Origin of the sequence: Flavobacterium plantiphilum (genome assembly GCF_046000495.1) — a bacterium.
GTDB lineage: Bacteria > Bacteroidota > Bacteroidia > Flavobacteriales > Flavobacteriaceae > Flavobacterium > Flavobacterium plantiphilum.
The window spans coordinates 244,092-263,224 of the sequence record NZ_JBELQA010000002.1; the positions used below are offsets into that span (position 1 = coordinate 244,092).

The 19,133-nt window shown below is 36.7% G+C and carries 12 protein-coding genes; 4 read left to right on the forward strand and 8 right to left on the reverse strand.

All coding sequences use genetic code 11. The features are described 5' to 3' along the window. The first annotated feature begins 33 nt into the window (after positions 1 to 33). A complete protein-coding gene (locus tag ABS764_RS03845) occupies positions 34 to 540 on the forward strand; it encodes a DUF2480 family protein (RefSeq protein ID WP_408080156.1) in 507 nt (168 codons plus the stop codon). A gap of 22 nt (positions 541 to 562) precedes the next feature. After that, positions 563 to 1,414 (forward strand): DUF3078 domain-containing protein, encoded by an 852-nt coding sequence (locus ABS764_RS03850; RefSeq protein WP_408080158.1) that lies wholly within the window; start codon positions 563 to 565, stop codon positions 1,412 to 1,414. Between the two features lie 62 nt (positions 1,415 to 1,476). On the opposite strand, the gene ABS764_RS03855 is transcribed toward ABS764_RS03850, so the two are convergent. The 3 genes from ABS764_RS03855 to ABS764_RS03865 form a co-directional block, all read right to left on the reverse strand. Further along, positions 1,477 to 2,184: a hypothetical protein gene (locus tag ABS764_RS03855; RefSeq protein WP_408080160.1), complete on the reverse strand. Its 708-nt coding sequence runs from the start codon at positions 2,182 to 2,184 to the stop codon at positions 1,477 to 1,479. Between the two features lie 279 nt (positions 2,185 to 2,463). Further along, positions 2,464 to 3,696 carry a GTPase HflX gene (gene hflX / locus ABS764_RS03860; RefSeq protein ID WP_408080162.1) on the reverse strand — a complete coding sequence of 411 codons (1,233 nt, stop codon included), beginning with the start codon at positions 3,694 to 3,696 and terminating at the stop codon, positions 2,464 to 2,466. Positions 3,697 to 3,790: 94 nt separating this feature from the next. After that, positions 3,791 to 4,267: an FKBP-type peptidyl-prolyl cis-trans isomerase gene (locus ABS764_RS03865; RefSeq protein WP_408080164.1), complete on the reverse strand. Its 477-nt coding sequence runs from the start codon at positions 4,265 to 4,267 to the stop codon at positions 3,791 to 3,793. 178 nt (positions 4,268 to 4,445) lie between these two features. Here ABS764_RS03865 and ABS764_RS03870 point away from each other — a divergent pair, with 178 nt between their 5' ends. Continuing rightward, on the forward strand, positions 4,446 to 9,275 hold the full coding sequence (locus tag ABS764_RS03870) for a rhamnogalacturonan lyase family protein (protein ID WP_408080166.1): 4,830 nt from the start codon (positions 4,446 to 4,448) through the stop codon (positions 9,273 to 9,275). Between the two features lie 63 nt (positions 9,276 to 9,338). Here the strand turns inward: ABS764_RS03870 and ABS764_RS03875 are convergent, their stop codons facing one another. The 5 genes from ABS764_RS03875 to ABS764_RS03895 all read right to left on the reverse strand — a co-directional run bounded on the left by ABS764_RS03875 (position 9,339) and on the right by ABS764_RS03895 (position 17,529). Next, complete coding sequence (locus tag ABS764_RS03875; RefSeq protein WP_408080168.1) at positions 9,339 to 10,688, reverse strand: DUF5689 domain-containing protein; 1,350 nt, start codon at positions 10,686 to 10,688, stop codon at positions 9,339 to 9,341. Between the two features lie 16 nt (positions 10,689 to 10,704). Further along, positions 10,705 to 13,542 (reverse strand): TonB-dependent receptor, encoded by a 2,838-nt coding sequence (locus ABS764_RS03880; protein ID WP_408080170.1) that lies wholly within the window; start codon positions 13,540 to 13,542, stop codon positions 10,705 to 10,707. 334 nt (positions 13,543 to 13,876) lie between these two features. Then, positions 13,877 to 15,091 (reverse strand): MFS transporter, encoded by a 1,215-nt coding sequence (locus ABS764_RS03885; protein ID WP_408080172.1) that lies wholly within the window; start codon positions 15,089 to 15,091, stop codon positions 13,877 to 13,879. A 245-nt stretch (positions 15,092 to 15,336) separates the two neighbouring features. Then, complete coding sequence (locus tag ABS764_RS03890) at positions 15,337 to 16,380, reverse strand: Gfo/Idh/MocA family oxidoreductase (RefSeq protein ID WP_408080174.1); 1,044 nt, start codon at positions 16,378 to 16,380, stop codon at positions 15,337 to 15,339. A gap of 81 nt (positions 16,381 to 16,461) precedes the next feature. Further along, complete coding sequence (locus ABS764_RS03895; RefSeq protein WP_408080176.1) at positions 16,462 to 17,529, reverse strand: NADH:flavin oxidoreductase/NADH oxidase; 1,068 nt, start codon at positions 17,527 to 17,529, stop codon at positions 16,462 to 16,464. Between the two features lie 153 nt (positions 17,530 to 17,682). Between ABS764_RS03895 and rseP the strand changes: the two genes are divergently transcribed. Next, complete coding sequence (gene rseP, locus ABS764_RS03900) at positions 17,683 to 19,029, forward strand: RIP metalloprotease RseP (RefSeq protein ID WP_408080178.1); 1,347 nt, start codon at positions 17,683 to 17,685, stop codon at positions 19,027 to 19,029. Positions 19,030 to 19,133: the final 104 nt, after the last annotated feature.

Sequence of the window (19,133 nt, forward strand, 5' to 3'; positions counted from 1 at the left end):
AAAACTAAACATTGAACACTGAACACTAGAATAATGGAAGAAATTGTAAATAAAGTAGCAAACAGCGCTTTGGAAGTTTTCGACTTAGAAGATTATTATCCAAAAGGCATTCGCTCGCAAATTGATATTTCGCAATGGTTACTCGAAGGATTTTTATTAAAAGAAAAAGACTTTAGAGAACAGCTTAAAAATCATGACTGGACTCAATATCAGGATCAGTACGTAGCAATTAATTGCAGTACTGATGCCATTGTTCCTGCATGGGCTTCTATTTTAGTAGCAATACAATTAGCCCCTTTTGCTAAAAAAATCATCAATGGAAACAAAGAAGATTTAGATGCAGCTTTATACGAAGAATTGTTACCTAAAATAGATTATAAAGTTTACGAAAATAAATCAGTTATTATAAAAGGCTGTTCTAAAAAACCAGTTCCCACAAGGGCTTACGTGTTAGCTGCCCATTATTTACAACCTTTTGCAAGAAGCATTATGTATGGAGAGGCCTGTTCAGCAGTGCCTTTGTATAAAGCAAAAAAGTAACTAAAACCCAAATAACATTTATATGAAAAAACTAATTCTATTTGTTGTTGCAATTCTGGCTACGTTTACAATACAGGCTCAGGAAACAGAAAAAGACACTACAAAAGTATGGACAAAAAAAGGCAATATGTCCTTATTGTTAAGTCAGTCAGCGTATAACAGACAATGGCTGGGTGGCGGAACTTCAAACGTGGCTGGGAATTTTGGTTTGAATTATGACTTTAATTATAAAAAAGGGGATGTAGTATGGGATAATAAATTTATACTTGCTTATGGTTTAAGTAAAATTAAAGGAAATGAAAATACAGCTAAAACAGACGACCGCCTCGAATTAAATTCTATGTGGGGAAAAAAAGCTAAAGCTAAAAACTGGTATTATTCGATGTATTTTAACTTTAAATCACAAATGGATGTGGGTCTTGACAAAAACAACGAGGTGATTTCTCACTTTTTCTCTCCGGCCTATTTTCAATTTGGACCTGGTTTCTTATGGAAAAAAGATAACAATGCCAGTATTAATATTGCTCCGGCAGCAGGAAAATTAATTTTGGTTCACAAGCATTTTACAGATTTAGGATCTTCATTTGGTGTTTTACAAGGTGATAATACCCGCTTTGAATTTGGAGCCAGCGTTTCTGCTTATTTCAAATTTGTTGCTGTCACAAATGTTTCTATAGAAAACCGTCTGAATTTATATTCTAATTATTTAGAAGATCCGCAAAACGTTGATATCGATTATCAAATGAACGTGGTGATGAAAATCAACAAATACCTTTCGGCAAATATTGCTTTGCAAACCATTTATGATGATAATGCTATAAAAGGGGTTCAGGTTAGAGAAGTTTTTGGATTAGGAGTTAATTATGGTTTCTAATCTGTTCTGTAGCATAAAAAATCCCTTTTTAGAACTGATTCTGAAAAGGGATTTTTTTTGAATTAAATTTCGTTGTTCTTACGTCCTATGATAAAACGAATACCAAAACCAACATTTAATGGATAAGTTCTGGCATTGGAATATTTTGAAAGCGGATTATTAGTAAAATGAATAGGGAATCCTAACAGAAAATCAAAACGAAAAGCCTTAGATCCCAAACCCATCAAAAATCCGGGCTCAACTACAAAATATTCCGAATGGATTTGATCTTTGGTTGTATTTAAATGATTTCCATCGTAGAATAAATAACTGTTTTTTAAACAAAAAACAGCATCTCCTTTAATTCCTCCTATAATTTTACCTCCGCTAATTCCTGCATTTAACTGAACAAAAGGACGACGAAAACTTCCTTCGTATTGTTTTGCTACATGTGTACTATCGGTAAAAGCAAAGTTTGAACCAAAACCCATTCCTCCGGAAACATATAGGTTTTTTGTAAAATATCCCGCAGCTACTTCTCCTTCGTGAGAACGATAATTACCTAATCCTCCGCCATTATACATTCCCATAACTCCAAAATGCTCTGTAAGAGCTACAGCCGCTTTGGTTGTAAAGCCCGAAGTACCTACTTCAGCAGAAACATGTACTTCTCCTTTATCATGGAATAATACAGGATTGACTGTTGGCGCAAAATACTTATAATTACCAGACTTACAAGATGATAAAATAATTAAACAGAAAAGTAAAATTGGCAAGGCTATTTTTTTCATAATTTAAATTTGAGCAAATCAAAGATACAAATCTACATTAGGAAACTTTTACTCTGTAACTATTCTATGAAAATTATAATTTTAAAGTCAATTGTTATTATGAGCACAAAATCCGCATGAGGGATGGCAGTGGAAATCCTTTTATGCAGTGCAACGAAATAAAAGATTGCAACGTACAGCCCGACCCAACTGGAACGCAGTGGAAGGTGGGTCATGCCCAAAAAAAATCCCTCTTGAAAAATTCAAAAGGGATTTGGTATATTTATATTTCGAAAAAAATTATTCTTTTTCTTCTTTTTCAATGGCATCCTTATAATCCGGATACAGGAATTTATTGTACGGGAAACGGGTAATATGAATTTGGCGCACAGCTTCGTAAACTCTCTCTCTGAATTCTTCGAAGTTTTCTTTGTTGGTAGCCGAAATGAATAAAGCCTTTTCCTCTCCTACACGACTCATCCAGGTGGCTTTCCACTCTTCTAACGTATAATGTTTGGTTGTTTTTTCGGTCATCAAATCGTCTTCGTCAATAGTCAAATGCCGGTAAGAATCAATTTTATTGAAAACCATAATTACCGGTTTATCAGCTGCTTTGATATCCACTAATATTTGGTTTACTGATGCAATATGATCTTCAAAATCAGGATGGGAAATATCCACTACATGCAATAACAAATCGGCTTCACGAACCTCATCAAGCGTACTTTTGAACGAATCTACTAACTGGGTTGGTAATTTTCGAATAAAACCTACCGTATCTGAAAGCAGGAAAGGCAGGTTTTTAATCACCACTTTTCGAACCGTTGTGTCTAATGTAGCAAACAATTTATTCTCTACAAAAACATCACTCTTACCAATGGCGTTCATCAAGGTGGATTTTCCCACATTGGTATAACCCACTAAAGCCACACGAACCATAGCACCGCGATTGCTTCGTTGAGTACCCATTTGCTTGTCGATAGCCTTGATTTTTTCTTTCAATAATGAAATACGGTCACGTACAATACGCCGGTCGGTTTCAATTTCCGTTTCTCCGGGACCACGCATTCCGATTCCCCCTTTTTGACGCTCTAAGTGTGTCCACAATCCCGAAAGACGCGGTAACAAATAGATACATTGCGCCAGTTCTACCTGAGTTCTGGCATAAGAAGTTTCGGCACGTTGTGCAAAAATATCCAGAATAAGATTGGTTCTGTCCAGAATTTTACAATCGATAATTTTGGAGATGTTCTTTTGTTGTGAAGGCGTTAACTCGTCATCAAAAATAATAGTCGAGATTCCGTTCTCTTTTACATAATGATGAATCTCGTCTATCTTTCCGGTACCCAGAAAAGTCTTTGGGTTAGGTTTGTCTACTTTTTGAAAAAACCGTTTTACCACTTGTCCACCAGCAGTGTAAGTCAAAAACTCTAATTCGTCCAGATATTCATTGAGCTTCTCTTCGCTTTGATTTTGAGTTACAATACCAACAATGGCTGTTTTTTCGAAATTTATTACTTCTTTTTCTAACATATCTTATAATAAGCAGCAAATTTAATGATTTGCTGCTTAGGAATTGAATTTATAATTTCTTAAAAATATTCCTTTTGTCTGAAAAAAAGAAATTTTAGTTTACTGAAATCAGTTTTACTTCAAAAATAAGTACTGATCCACCAGGAATACTTGCATAATCATTTCCACCATAACCCAGTTTTGCAGGAATAACAAGTATAGCACTCCCACCTTCTTTAAGATAAGAGATACCTTCTGTCCAGCCTTTTACAACCTGATTCAAACCAAAAGAAATTCCGTTTTCATCACTTTGGTCAAATACTTTTCCATCCATAAAATAACCTTTGTAAGCAACAGTTACATTTGAAGCCGGAGTAGCTTGTTTACCTGTTCCGGGATCTTTGATTACATAATACAATCCGGATTCGCTTTTAGTTCCTTTTAAACCTTTTTCAGCTACGTACTTTTCGATTTCTTTTTCATTTTTAGCTACATAAGGAATTTCACTTGGTGCTTCGCTGGAATTATTACTTTCTTTTTTACAGGAAATAAAAAGTGTTACAACCAATAGTGCTGATAATAGATGTTTCATAATAAAATTATTTTTTTAAAAAGCCAAATATAGTAAAATTCGAACTTAATTCAGTTTTCAGGATTTCATGAAAATAACTAGCCTGTATGAATTTCAGGACACTACAAGATACCACAGGATACGAATTGATTTACAGCTAATTATATTTACTCACTATTAACCAATAACCAAATCATTTATGACCAGAAAAACTACTTTTTCTTACCGTCTGCTATGCCTTAAAATTAGCCTGACGTTATGTTTTTTGTTTAGTTGCTGTACTTCTTTTGCACAACAATGGAATATACTAGGCAACGAACAAGCGATTTCTTCAGTTTCTTCAGCATACACCAGCATTGCTGTGCTTAAAAACGGAAACAATTTTACTCCTTATGTAGCCTTTACAGAAAGCGGAGTACCAAAAGTAAAAAGACGTTTAGCCGACGGAACTTGGGAGCAAGTTGGCGAAAACCTTGGCACTAATGCTTCTTACACTCGTATTTATGCCAATTCAATTGGGGATTTATATGTAACTTACATTGATCTTTCTGCCGGTTCCAAACTAGCCGTAAAAAAGTTTGACACTACCACAGAAACCTGGAATCCACTAAATCCTGAAGATGGTAATTCACTGTATGTTTCTACAGGGAATGCAAATGGTATGAGTGCTGTAGGTCAATACGGATCCACTCAACGCTGCTCTATGGCATTCGATTCATTCAATAGCCCTTATATCGCTTTTAGCGAAGCAGGAATGATCCCGTATGTAAAAAAATTCAATGAAACCGCATGGGAAACAGTAGGTACCGGAGCTGTTTCCGGAGATTTTGCAGCTGCAGTAGGTTTAGCAATTGATGCTAGTGACAAAATCTGGTTGGTTTATTCCAAATTAGCTGCTACCAATTCCAGTACAGGTAATATGACTTTATATGGTTTTGATGGCGGTACATGGTCTTTAGTATCTAACAATCCGATTCCAACAGTTGGAGTCCGGCATACTAATATTGCTGTAAGAGACAATGACAACATTTGTATCGCTTATTTCAATACTGGCTCTTCAAACAGAGCAACAGCAATTTTATACAACAAAACGACAAATGTTTGGGGAACAGCTACAACCCTTGCTTCAAGAGACTCCCCAAACATTAGTTTAATAAATGACAAATCCGGAAACCTATATTGTTCTTTTATAGATTACACTTCTTCGACAAACGTGTTTCCAACCCGGGTTCGTTTTCTGGCAGCAGGAAGTACAACATGGACTGAATTGAAAGATCCTGCAGTAATCAGAGGTATTGATGAACCTACAGGCTGGCCTTCCATTGCAATAGGAAATGCGCCTTATCCTTATGTGGTTTATACCAAAGCGAATTCAAATAACATAACTACTCCTATTGTCAGAAGATATGTTCCACCTCCTCCGCCAGCGGAACTTACAACTAATAACATCACGAATATCACTACCACCACAGCTGTAAGCGGAGGAAATATTACCTCTGATGGCGGACAAGCCATAACCGAAAGAGGAGTGGTTTACAGTAATTCAAACCCAAATCCTACTACAGCTAATGATAAAGTAGCAGATGTTACCGGAGGCACAGGCGATTTCTCTGTAACTCTTACCGGTCTTACACCCGGAACCTTTTATTATGCCAGAGCTTATGCTATCAATGGCGGAGCTGCTTCTTATGGAAACACTGTCAGATTAAACACCTTACAAGTTCCTGATGTCATAGTTACAGCTCCTAAACAGGTAGAGTTTTTAACAAGAGGTCTTGTAGCAATTCAAAAAACGACTAATTCGGTATTTTTAAGTTGGAGACTACTTGGAGATGACCCAGCTACCATTGCTTTTAATGTCTATAGAAACGGCATAAAAATAAATGCTGCTCCTGTAACCAATGCAACTAATTATACCGATGCGACTGATACTAATAATAACACTTATAGTATTAAAACGGTTATTAATGGTGTAGAAGGAAATGAAACCACTCCAGTAAGTGTATGGGAAAAAAATCAATTAGAAGTTCCTCTTCAAATACCTCCCGGAGGCACATTGCCTGACGGACGTACTTATACCTATACAGCAAATGATGCTTCTGTAGGTGATGTTGATGGTGACGGAGTATATGAAATTATTTTAAAATGGGATCCTACTATTGTTAATGACAATGCAGGCGGTTACAGTGGAAAACAACTTTTTGACTGCTATAGATTAGACGGGACCCGATTATGGCGTATTGATTTAGGAATAAATGTAAATGCAGGTCCGCATTATAATCCCTTTATGGTTTATGATTTTGATGGAGACGGCAAAGCCGAAATTATTTTAAAAACAGCCGATGGTACAATTGACGGTGCAGGTACTGTAATAGGCAATGCTACTGTTGACTATCGTAATACTTCAGGATGGGTGCAACAAGGACCTGAATTCCTAACAGTTTTTAATGGATTAACCGGAGCTGCTATGGCTACCATTACTTATCAGCCTGCCAGAGCAAATACTGCAGACTGGGGTGACAATTATGGAAATCGTCAGGATCGTTTTGTATCGGCCGTTGCTTATCTAGATGGTGCACGTCCAAGTATAATTGTAGGACGCGGCTATTATAATAAACTAATGCGTGCAGCCTATGACTGGCGTAACGGACAATTAACACTACGCTGGATTTTTGACAGTAAAGATCCCGCACATCCGGAATATGATTCTTACTCAGGACAAGGAAATCACCAAATGACAATAGGTGATGTAGATGGAGACGGTAAAGATGAAATCATCAATGGATCCAGTGCCATTAATGATGACGGAAAACCGCTTTGGACTTATGGAATGGGTCACGGTGATGCCTTACATATGACAGACATGGATTTAGACCGTCCGGGACAGGAAATCTGGATTTGTCTGGAATCTCCGGGAAGCTATGACGGAATGGGACTGAGACAATACGATGCTAAAACAGGAGAAACCAATTGGGGAATCCCAACTACGGGAGATGTTGGTCGTGCCATGGCTGCCGACATCGATCCTAATTATAAAGGCTATGAAATGTGGGGGTCATCAGGTGATGGCACATATGATGTTAAAGGAAATCTCATTAGTACCAATAGACCTTCTTACAATTCCGGAATTTGGTGGGATGGCGATTTAGGACGCGAATTATTAGACAGAACTTATATTGACAAATGGAATCCTGCTACTAAAAGTGCAGGCCGTTTATTTACTATTTATCAGGCGGCTCCTATTTCTTCTAATAATAGCACTAAAAGCAATCCTGCTTTACAGGCAGATTTATTTGGTGACTGGCGAGAAGAGGTCATGTACAGAAAAGCAGACAATACGGCACTTGTAATTTTTACGACTAATATTGCCAGTGATTATCGTATTCCAACTTTGATGCATGATCCACAATATCGTACTGCAATTGCCTGGCAAAATTCAGGTTACAACCAGCCGCCTTATACCAGTTATTATATAGGATATGATATGGATGTAAATAATATTCCAACAGCAAAAATTGCGGTTGTAGATGCTGTAGCACCAACAGTGACAGCCATTAACAGACTTACACCTGATTCTGAAAAAAATAATGCTGCAAGTGTTAGCTATCGTGTTACTTTTTCTGAAAATGTAAGTGGAGTTGACACAGCTGATTTTGTACTTTATACCACCGGAAATGTTTCGGGAACTATTGCTACTGTTGTTGCTGTTACCAGTACTTCATTTGATGTAACAGTAAATAACATTACAGGTGACGGAACGCTTCGTTTGGACATTAACCATGCTGATACCGGAATAACTGATGAAGCTAATAATCTTTTATCTGAAGGTTTTACAGATGGCGAAATTTATACTTTTGATCATACAGATCCGGTTATCACTATTCCTGCTGATCTTAACATTAACGCAGATAACGGAAGTTGTGAAGCTACAAATGTAATTTTAGGTACAGCATCAGCAAGCGACACTAACACAGTGGAAATAACGAATGACGCTCCAGAAATTTTTCCTGTTGGAATCACAATGGTTACCTGGACAGCTACAGATGCCGTAGGAAACAGTCAAGCGGCTATTCAAAAAGTAACCGTAACAGACGCACAAAAACCTGAGATTACTCAAGTTGTATCGCAATCATTCTGTTATGATTCAAACGATACTTATGTTGTCCCAATATTAGTTGCTACAGATAATTGTGGTATTGATTCGATTAGTTACATTATAAACGGTGCTACTTCAAGAAATGGTGATGGCAACGATGCCAGTGGTAAATTCAATGCAGGAATTTCTACAATTACATGGATTGTTACAGATATACATAATAATGAGACAACGATTACCAGCACAATTACTGTTAATCCGCCCGTTAGTGTAACAATTAATGATGTTTATGCCATAAACCAGAATACAGACAGCAAAAACACCTTGTATATTGGTTATGGTCCATCATCATTTACAATTACAGCTACAGTAAATAGTGGTAAAGCTCCTTACACTTATAACTGGAGTAATGGAGAAACAACAACATCTGTCAATGTTAATACAGCGGGAACTTATAGTGTAATTATTACTGATGCTAAAGGCTGTACAGCAACTACATCAATAGTTATCAATGTAGTAGATGTTCGCTGCGGCAACAAAAACGATAAGGTAACCATGTGTCATAACGGAAACGCTATTTGTGTAGCTTCATCCGCTGTTCAAAGTCACTTAAATCATGGAGACAAATTAGGAAGTTGCGAAACTTACAGCAAGATAAATGAATCTTCGGTTGCTAATGAATCTGCAATAAAAATTTATCCAAATCATACTTCAGGTGAATTTTCAATAGAAATTAACAGTTTGAAAGCTATTGAATCTACCATCACTATTGCCACTGTAAATGGACAAGTAATAGCGCAACGTGATGTTTTGTTAGCAGTAGGTACTCAATCTTTTTCATTTAATATTTCCGGTAAGGCTTCAGGAATATACCTGATAAAAGTAAGTAGTATTGAAGGTGTAAATACACAAAATTTATTACTAAAAAATTAATTATAACTTCTTTTGTTTGGCGGCTCGTAATTTGAAATTACGAGCCGTTTTTTTATTTCTAAACTAATCCCCGTAAACCTGAACATCATCTACTAAAAAAGCACCATCCAGAGCCAGATTTTTTCCGGAGCCAATATACTTAAAGGCGATATTAATTTTCCCGGTATAACCAGACAAATCAATCATTCCTGAACCGATAAACTCATTCCAGGGCGTAAGCTGAGTTGGAAGATTTGCTGAAACAGGAATCCACGTTGCTGTTTTAACATTTACTCCATCAAAGTTAGTCGACAGATATACTTTTAGGGTATTTAATGGAGAATCTACATCTAAATGATGCTGTGCAGTTCTGAACGAAAGGATTTCATTAGTATGCACATCCATATCAATTTTTGGAGAAATCAGCCATACAATATTCGACGCAACTTTAGTTCCTGTAATTACAAATTCGGCGTAGCCATTCGTTGAAGTAATTCCGCCTTTCCAAACAATAGCACCTGCTTCAATAATATTACTCCATCCTGGCAAACTTAGGTTAGTGCCATCAGCAACAGTCTGAAAATCTTCCACAAAAAAAGGAATATTTCTGGTTCCTTTCATCTGAACATCGGATTCTTTTCTGGCTATCAATTGGTAATCAGTTGCATATTTTGTCAAAACTCCCCGCACTTTCCCACTTCCGCCGGGAACAATATTTTTAGAAAAATCCGCAAAGCTGCTGGTTCTGAAAATTAGCTGATTGCCCTTTTTGTCCACAAGATTCCAGTTGGTAGCACCTCCCACATTATTGGTTTCTTCAAAGTAATGACGTCCAATAGCCGGTTCTGTAAATTGTACCTCAGACAATTCGATAAGTGTATTTAAATAGCTGTCGTTTATTTCACCTAAATCAATTGACCGAACCAGTTGTTCTTCTTTCACATTGGTACAGGAAGCATGCAATACTTTTTTATAATCATTTTGTGAAAGCCGCCCTACTCCGCCCTGATTAAAAGCACTAACATACAAATCCCCAATACGCAAACCGCCATAATAGAAATCAGTATATTGATTTTTTAGTTTTACATATACCTTATTTCCTATTCTGTAATCCACATATACATTTGTCGCATCTACAGGCACACTAAACCCAATTGCAGGTGTTGTGGCTGTAGCCAATGTCTGAAACGAAAGAGTCTTGAAAAAATTACCGTTTTCATCACTGGAAACCACATAGCCTTCTATCACATCATCATATCCATATTGGGCTACAATTTCAGCGGTAACTGACTTAATATCAGCTACAGTTTTGTTAACTTCAAAATCAGGCTGATTACACTTTAACTCCGGAATTTTTACCTCGTCACTGGCACAGGAACCTGCAGCAGTGATCAATAAAACCAATAACAAAAAGCAAATACTATCATTTTTCATACTAATAAAATTTAAATTAAAAACTGAAATTGAGATTTACAAAATACGTTCGGCCATATCCATAAAAATATTTATTACCAAAAGAAGGCGTCCCGCTGGAAACATCCTGATTGAGTTGTCTGAAATTAGCATTCCTGGCCTGTTCATAACCGCCGGTTTTATATTTACTGTCCAGCACATTATTGATACTTGCAAACAATCCCAGATATTTTCCTTTGATTCTCCATGATTTTCCACCAATCAGATTCAGCAGAATCACCGCATCAAATTGTTCCTGTTTCAGTAATTCTGCTGCTCTTTCCGGAGTGGCTTCTGGAAAAGGAAATCCACTGGCAGGATTGGTATAAAAGCGATTGGTTCTCGACACAGGCGAAACATCGATGTAATTCTCTGCCAGATAATTAACATTAGGAGCAATCCACCAATATTTAGGGTCACGATATTCCAATCCCAAACTATATGCCTGTTGCGGCATCCCTGCCTGTTTGTAATTTTTTAGAAATGCTGTACCAAAATCAAAAGACGGATTGGTATTTTCTGTCGTAGCCACCGCATCATTATTGATACTCACATTGGGATTACTGTCAAAAATAAATTGTCCGTAAGCTGCCGAAAAAGTTGTTTTTAAAGTAGCACTCAGCTGGTATTCAAAACTCAGTTCTGCTCCTGTATTTTTTCTGTCTAAATGCGTTAAAGTCTGACTCACAAAAGCATTAGTATTGGTATAACCGGCTTCATTATCAAATATTCCTTCGGCATAAAAAAAGCTGATTTTTGTAGCATCTTTTATCGTCGAATAATAGGCTGTTACTCTCGCTTTTAATTTTGGCGTTCTGAAAACGTAAGTTGCATCAAGACTGTTGAGCGTTTCACTTTCTAAACCGCTGACAATAGTATTATTTAATCGGGCATTTGAGAAACTGTTTCTCAAATTAGGCGCTTTAGTCAAATGAGCGGCATTAAAATTCAATGATTGCTTACCGGAAATTTTAAACAGTATACCGCCTTTAAACCCAAAATTTTCAAAATTCAGTTTTTGGCTTTTGCCAAAGGAAATTGTTTCATAAATTCCGTTTTTATATAAACCTTCCCGTTGATAATTAGTCTTAGAAAAAGATTGAGCCAGATAAAAATCTATTGTATTATAAGAAAACCGGAACTGACTAAAAGCTTCCAGAACCGTTGCTGTGAAATTGTAATTGTATCCGTATCTATCACCTGTTTTCACTTGCCTGTTTGGATTATTTAAATCAGATTGTGCCTGGGTTCCGCTGTAAAAACCGTCAATATCTTCAAAAAACGCACCCCCTAATAAATCCAATAATTTTTGATAGTTATGCGAATTGAAATCCCGAAACGAAATTCCGGCATTCACAATCAGATTTTCGCTAAGCTGTGAATTAAAATTAGAATTTACTGCAATGGTTTTGTCATCATTCCGATCCTCATACCACACATAATGGCTTTGTGCCGGTTCGTAACCAATAATATTTGAACCAGCATCTGTTACAGGATTCTGATTGGCACGATACATCGCTTCCCAGTCTATTTGCTGATTGGCTAAAAATGCAATTCTGTTTTGCTCAGCATTATCATAATCCGGAATAAAATCACCTGAAAACTCTCCTTTATCAGCCCCATAGAGAGCAGTGTAATAACTGGGCATTTTTCTAAAATAAGCCGGATCGGGACTATTGGCATTTTGATAATCGATATTGCTGTTTCCTATTTTTCCAAATTGGTACATTACTGCCGAATTCAGATTTGTATGATCATTAATTTTAAAATAATGATTCAGCATTACAATAGGTTCTTCGATAGTTTTTACTCTGGCATTTCTGATTTTTCCATTTTGATATCCCCAGTAGGAATTATAATTTTTAGAAGTTAAAGTATTGACCTCTTTTGTATTGGGTGAATTCTTACCCCGTTCATTAGGAGTGTAAAATCCGGTGATATTAACGGAATTCCGGTCATTTATTCTTTTTTCGATACTTAAAAAAAGTGAATTGGCATCATAAGTTGTTCCTTCAAAATGACCTTCTTCAGCATAGCGTTTCCCTGCTGAAATCACATAAGCCCAACCAGAATTACTCATTCCGGAAGCATAGGTTCCCATAATACGCCAACTGTAATTGGTATTGGTAGCCGAAACTGTAATCCTGCTCCCTGTACGATATAATGAAGCCCGGGTATTGATTTCCTGAGTGCCCAGAATTCCTCCAAACGTATAATCAGACGGTGTAGTGCCTATTGAAAATTCCTGATTTCTGGTGGCATCATTGAGTCCGCCCCAATTATTCCATTGCGGTCTTCCATCATAAATTTTATTCATGGTTATCCCGTTGATCATCGTATTGGCGTTTTCACTATCGAGACCACGAATTCTAAACCGCGCCTGTCCCCAGTTGAAAGCGGCAGCCTGCTGAAAAGCATCCCTGGAAGACTGTAATAGTCCCGAAGTATTTTCTGAACTGCTGTTATCATCGGTTAAATCATCTTCAAAAAGCTGAATTACGGCAGCTTGTTGCTCAGCCACCTGATCTAATTCCAGCAAAATGGTTCCCAAATCGAATGCTAAGGTATTTTCAACCGTTATGGGAAACAAGGCATCTTTATAACCCTGACTATGAAAAAGTACTAAATAATCTGCTGGCGGAATCGATTCAAAAACAACTGTCCCTTCAGAATTAGTCAGTTGCGTAAAGTTGGTGTTTTGAATTGAAACCACCACAGCAACTATTGGTTTTAGTGTTTTAGCATCTAAAACTTTAGCTGAAATTTGAGTTCCATTTTGTGCCAGTGCACTACCACTAATTCCAATACCAAAAAGTAAAACAAGAAAATATCTCATAAGCCCAACAGAATTAATTGCAAATCCTTTGCAGAAAAAATTTACAGCATCTTACCACTTAAAAATGTGGCTTCAAAGCATCAAAAAACAGTTCCAAAAGGGACTGTTTAAATATCAGTACGGATTGTTATTTCTGGAAATTGGGCATTTTTTCAAATTTCAAAAAACACTGGTATTAAATGACTTACCCAAGTCAATTGTGTTTTTGACAAATTAAAAGTAAGAAAAAAATTATTTGAATTTATTATTTTTTATATTATTTTTCACAAAATAAATATTACAAAAAAATAATCTGAAAAAAATGAGTAAATACGGGCTTTTGATTACAATAAAATTATTGAATTACTTTAATTCGGGGAACAAGAAAAGCAATAATAATTCCGAATATTCCTATAAAAGCAAATGAGAAGCGCAAACCGAGCAATTCTGCTATAAACCCAATTACAGGCGGTCCCATTAAAAAACCCAGAAAGCTCACACTCGAAACAGCGGTAAGTGCCTCACCAGGAGGAATCGTGGGATGTTTTCCTGCTATACTGTAAAGTGTAGGGACAATCGTAGAAACTCCTAATCCAACTAACATAAAACCTATAGTGGACGGAATTAGAAAAGGTAAAAAAACTGCGGTAAAAAGTCCGGAAGATATTAAAATTCCACCCGTTTGGATAACACGCTTTCGACCAAATTTATTAATCATTCCGTCTCCCAGAAAACGTCCGGTAGCCATCATAATCATAAAAGAGGTATAACCTAAAACTATCAGCGGACCCGGTGCCTGAACAATATCTTTAAAATAAATTCCACTCCAGTCAAACATAATTCCTTCGCTTGCCATCGATCCAAAACCTATAATTCCAAGCCAGATTAGAGACATATCGGGTTTTGAAAACAATTTCTTCTTTTCCACAACTTTTCGTTTTTCTTTAGCTTTAACCAAATATTTGTAATTAAAAGCAATAAGAGAAAGCGTAATTATTCCAACAACAATAAAATGATGAAAAGGCGTTAATTTTAAAGCCAGCATTGCTAATCCTACTAATGCACCGGTAAAGCCGGCAAAACTCCATACCCCGTGAAAAGATGCCATGATAGTTCTTTGAAAAAGCTGTTCTGTATATACGCCCTGAGTATTTACGGCAATATTATTCATATTTCCAAAAAGTCCGAAAGCGTACAAACCCAAAGCCAATTGCCAGGCCGTGGTGGCCAAACCTAAATTAGTCAGACAAAAGGCATACATACTCAATGACAAAACCACCAGGCGATGACTTCCATAACGGGTAACTAATTTTCCGGAAAAGGGCATCATCGTAAGCTGTCCCAACGGAAGAGCAAATAAAATAGTTCCTAAATCAGCATCACTAAGCTGGAGTGCTACTCTGATATCCGGAATCCGGCTTGCCCAGGTTGCAAAACACAATCCCATGCCGAAATAAAAAGAAGCAACGGCAATACGCACCCTTTTTAAATAAGAAAGTTTAGCATTTCTAAAACTCTTTTTGATTTTCCCCTGTGCTCTGAAGCTTCCTATAAAATTTAATCGTAACAAAGTCGCTGTGTTTTTAGAAATTGAAACCGCAAAAATACGAAAAGCAATCGGGAGGTGACATTAATTAAGTGTTACATCCATTTATTATATCGTTATCGTTTATAAGTTTAACAGATAGTGTACCCAAATGGAACATGGATGAAACAGATTTTAGTAGAGTAGCACAAATTTGAGTAAAAAAACCGCAGATTCGCAGATTAATTTAAAATCTGCGGATCTGCGGTTAATATTATAAGCAAAAAAAACTACAAATCAATCACTCTTTTTTCGGCACTACTTTGAATAGCGGCTTCAATAATTTGCATAACTCTTGCTCCGTCCTGAGCCGTAACAGGTTCTTCGGCATCATTAATAATTGAGTTATAAACGCCATTAAAAAAAGCATAATAATTCCCCTGAAGTGTCGGGATTTTACCGTGCATCACAGTACCCTCCATTTCAGCATGTAAAAAACCTTCTTTTTCCAGCGCTTCTGTTCCCCAGGAATCTAAATTAGGTTTTTTCATTAATTTTAAATCATCTTCCTGCACATCGCCACGTGGTTTTAAAAATGATCCTTTTTTCCCGTGAATTACATAAGCAGGATTGGGTTCGCGCACAAAGAAACTTGCTTTTAATCTTACCCTGAAATCAGCATAATATAACAAAATATCAACCCAGTCGTCTACGACTGAATTTTCTCTGGTAATTCTGATATCGGCAAAAACTGCTTTTGGAAAACCAAATAAGTACAAAGCCTGATCAATTAAATGCGGGCCTAAATCTTTCAGAATTCCCGAACCTGAATTCACAGTTTCCTTATGTTGTTTTGGACTCAACAGCGGATTATAACGGTCAAAATGGAATTCGGCCTCCACAATTTCGCCCAATACACCATCTGTTAAAACCTGACGTACGGTTTTCAAATCGCTGTCCCATCTTCTGTTTTGGAAAACGGCTAATTTTAATCCTTTTGCTTGGGCTAAAGCTGCTAACTCCTGTGCTTCGGCAACCGTTGTGGTAAATGCTTTCTCTACAATAGCGTGTTTTCCGGCTTCTAAAACGCGTTTTGCATATTCGAAATGAGTATCAATTGGCGTGTTTACAACAACCAAATCGATTTCGTCATTTGATAAAATTTCTTCCAGAGAAGCATAGCTTTTAACCGTCGGATAATCTTCCTGAATTAATTTCTTGCTTCTTTCCCAGGAACCCAAAAGTTCAAAACCCGGATGTAGTTCTAAAAAAGGTGCGTGAAATACTTTGCCTGACATTCCATAAGAAAGTAAGGCTGTTTTTATTTTTTTCATGTTTTTTATATTAGATTTTAGATTTATCAAAAATAGAATGTAGATTTCAGAATTCTAATCTCTAAAATTAGCAATCTAAAATTATTTTGCTCTTTCGTATTGCACAGGCCACGGAACTTCTGTTTCTAATGCTTTTGCAAAATGTAAAGCTAAATTAGGGTCGCGCAAAGATTCTCTGGCAAATAAAACCAAATCGGCTTTTCCGCTAACGATAATTTCTTCTGCCTGATGAGCCTCGGTAATTAATCCGACAGCGGCTGTTAAAATTCCGGTTTCCGTTTTTATTTTTTCAGCAAATGGCACCTGATAGCCCGGTTCTACCGGAATTTTTTGGTGCGAAACCAGTCCGCCCGAAGAAACATCAATCAAATCGACTCCTTTTTCTTTTAGGATTTTAGACAACTGTATGGATTCTTCAATATTCCAACCTCCTTCTGCCCAGTCTGTAGCTGAAATTCGAACAAACAAAGGCAAATCAGCAGGCCATTCGGTTTGCACTGCTTCGAGAACTTCCATCGTAAAACGAATTCGGTTTTCAAAACTGCCTCCGTATTCATCGGTTCTTTCATTCGATAATGGCGATAAAAACTGATGGTTCAAATAGCCGTGAGCCGCATGAATTTCAAGGACTTCGTATCCAGCCTGAACAGCTCTTCGGGTTGCTGTTTTAAAATCGGAAATGAGTTTTTGGATTCCGTTTCTATCCAAAGCTTCAGGAAGAAAAGGTTCCGTATCGTGATATGGTATTGCAGATGGAGCTACGGTTTGCCAGCCTCCATCAGCAGCAGTCAGCTTTTTATTACCATTCCAGGGTGAGGAAACACTGGCTTTTCGTCCGGCATGTGCCAATTGAATTCCCGGAACTGCATTCTGACTTTTGATAAAAGCGGTAATGGTTTTCAGTTTTTCGATATGCCCGTCCTTCCAGATTCCTAAATCTTCGGGTGAAATTCGGCCTTCGGGAGCTACCGCAGTGGCTTCCTGAATAATTAATCCCGCTCCGCCACTGGCACGACTGCCTAAATGTACCAAATGCCAGTCGTTAGCAAATCCATCTATGGATGAATATTGGCACATTGGAGAAATGGCGATTCGGTTTTTAAAGTTAATTTGTTTGATTGATATAGGAGAAAATAATTGGGATGTCATAGATTTTGTTTTTTTGAGAAACGTAAAGTTACGCTTCAAAAAGCAAAATGAAAATTATTAACAAACATTTATTATCCCAGCTAATCCTAAAATCTTTGCAACTAAAACAGAAAATGTTACTTTAGCCGAATATAAAAGAACCGAAAATTAAAAATGGAAATAATTATCAAGCTTTCTCAATTTTTATTGAGCTTATCATTACTGATTATACTACACGAATTAGGGCATTTTATCCCTGCTAAATTATTCAAAACCAGAGTCGAAAAATTCTATTTGTTTTTTGATGTGAAATATTCGCTGCTTAAAAAGAAAATCGGTGAAACCGAATACGGAATTGGGTGGCTGCCACTGGGTGGTTACGTAAAAATTTCAGGGATGATTGACGAAAGTATGGACAAGGAACAAATGGCTTTGCCTCCAAAACCTTGGGAATTTCGTTCTAAACCAGCCTGGCAACGTTTGATTATTATGCTGGGCGGAGTTACAGTCAACTTTATTTTAGCTTTTATTATTTACATTGGGATGGCATTTGCGTATGGCGATACTTATATTGCTATGGACGATTTGAAAGACGGACTTTTAATTGAAAATCCTGTTATGATCAAAGCCGGTTTTAAAACAGGAGATAAAATTCTTGCTGTTGATGGTACCCAAATTGAAAAATTTGACAATGACATTAACATGAAAGTTGCAATGGGTAAAGAAGTTCTTATCGAAAGAAACGGTGTTCAACAAACCATAAAATTACCAAATGATTTAATTAATCAGCTATCTACTAAAACTGAAAAAATACCTATTGTTTCTATCCGAATGCCATTTGTAATTGGTGCTATTGCTGAAGATTCTAAAAATACGGCTTTACAACCCAAAGATGTTTTGCTTTCGTTAAACGGACAAAAAATAAAATATCTGGATGAAGCTAAAACCATCCTAGAAAACAACAAAGGAAAAACAATTCCTGCCACTATATTGCGTGACCAAAAAGAAACGCAAGTTAATGTCACGGTAAACAAAGAAGGATTGTTAGGTGTTAAAATAGGAGGCTTAGGAATGGATTCTTTAGAAAAATTAGGTTATTATAAAGTTAGTACCGAAAAATTCAGTTTCATGGAGTCTATCCCTGTTGGAATCGAAAAAGGAAAAGACCAATTAATAGGTTACGGAAAACAATTGAAAATGATTTTCAATCCGGACACAGGAGCTTATAAACAAGTGGGCGGATTTGCAGCTATTTATAATATTTTTCCTGAAACATGGAGCTGGGAAGTGTTCTGGAATATTACTGCTTTATTATCGATTATGCTTGGCGTAATGAACTTATTGCCTATTCCGGCATTAGATGGTGGTCATGTGATGTTTTTATTATACGAAATAGTTTCCGGTAAAAAACCGAGCGATAAATTCCTAGAGAACGCACAAATGGTTGGTTTTGTTTTACTTATCACATTGTTAGTATTTGCTAATGGAAATGACATTTATAAGGCCATTGTAGGCAGGTAAAAAAAATCGAAATTTTTTTTATTTTTTGTTTGCTACATTGAAAAAAGCTCTTATATTTGCAACCGCTAAGAACAAGATAACACATCTTAAGAACAGCAAACAAA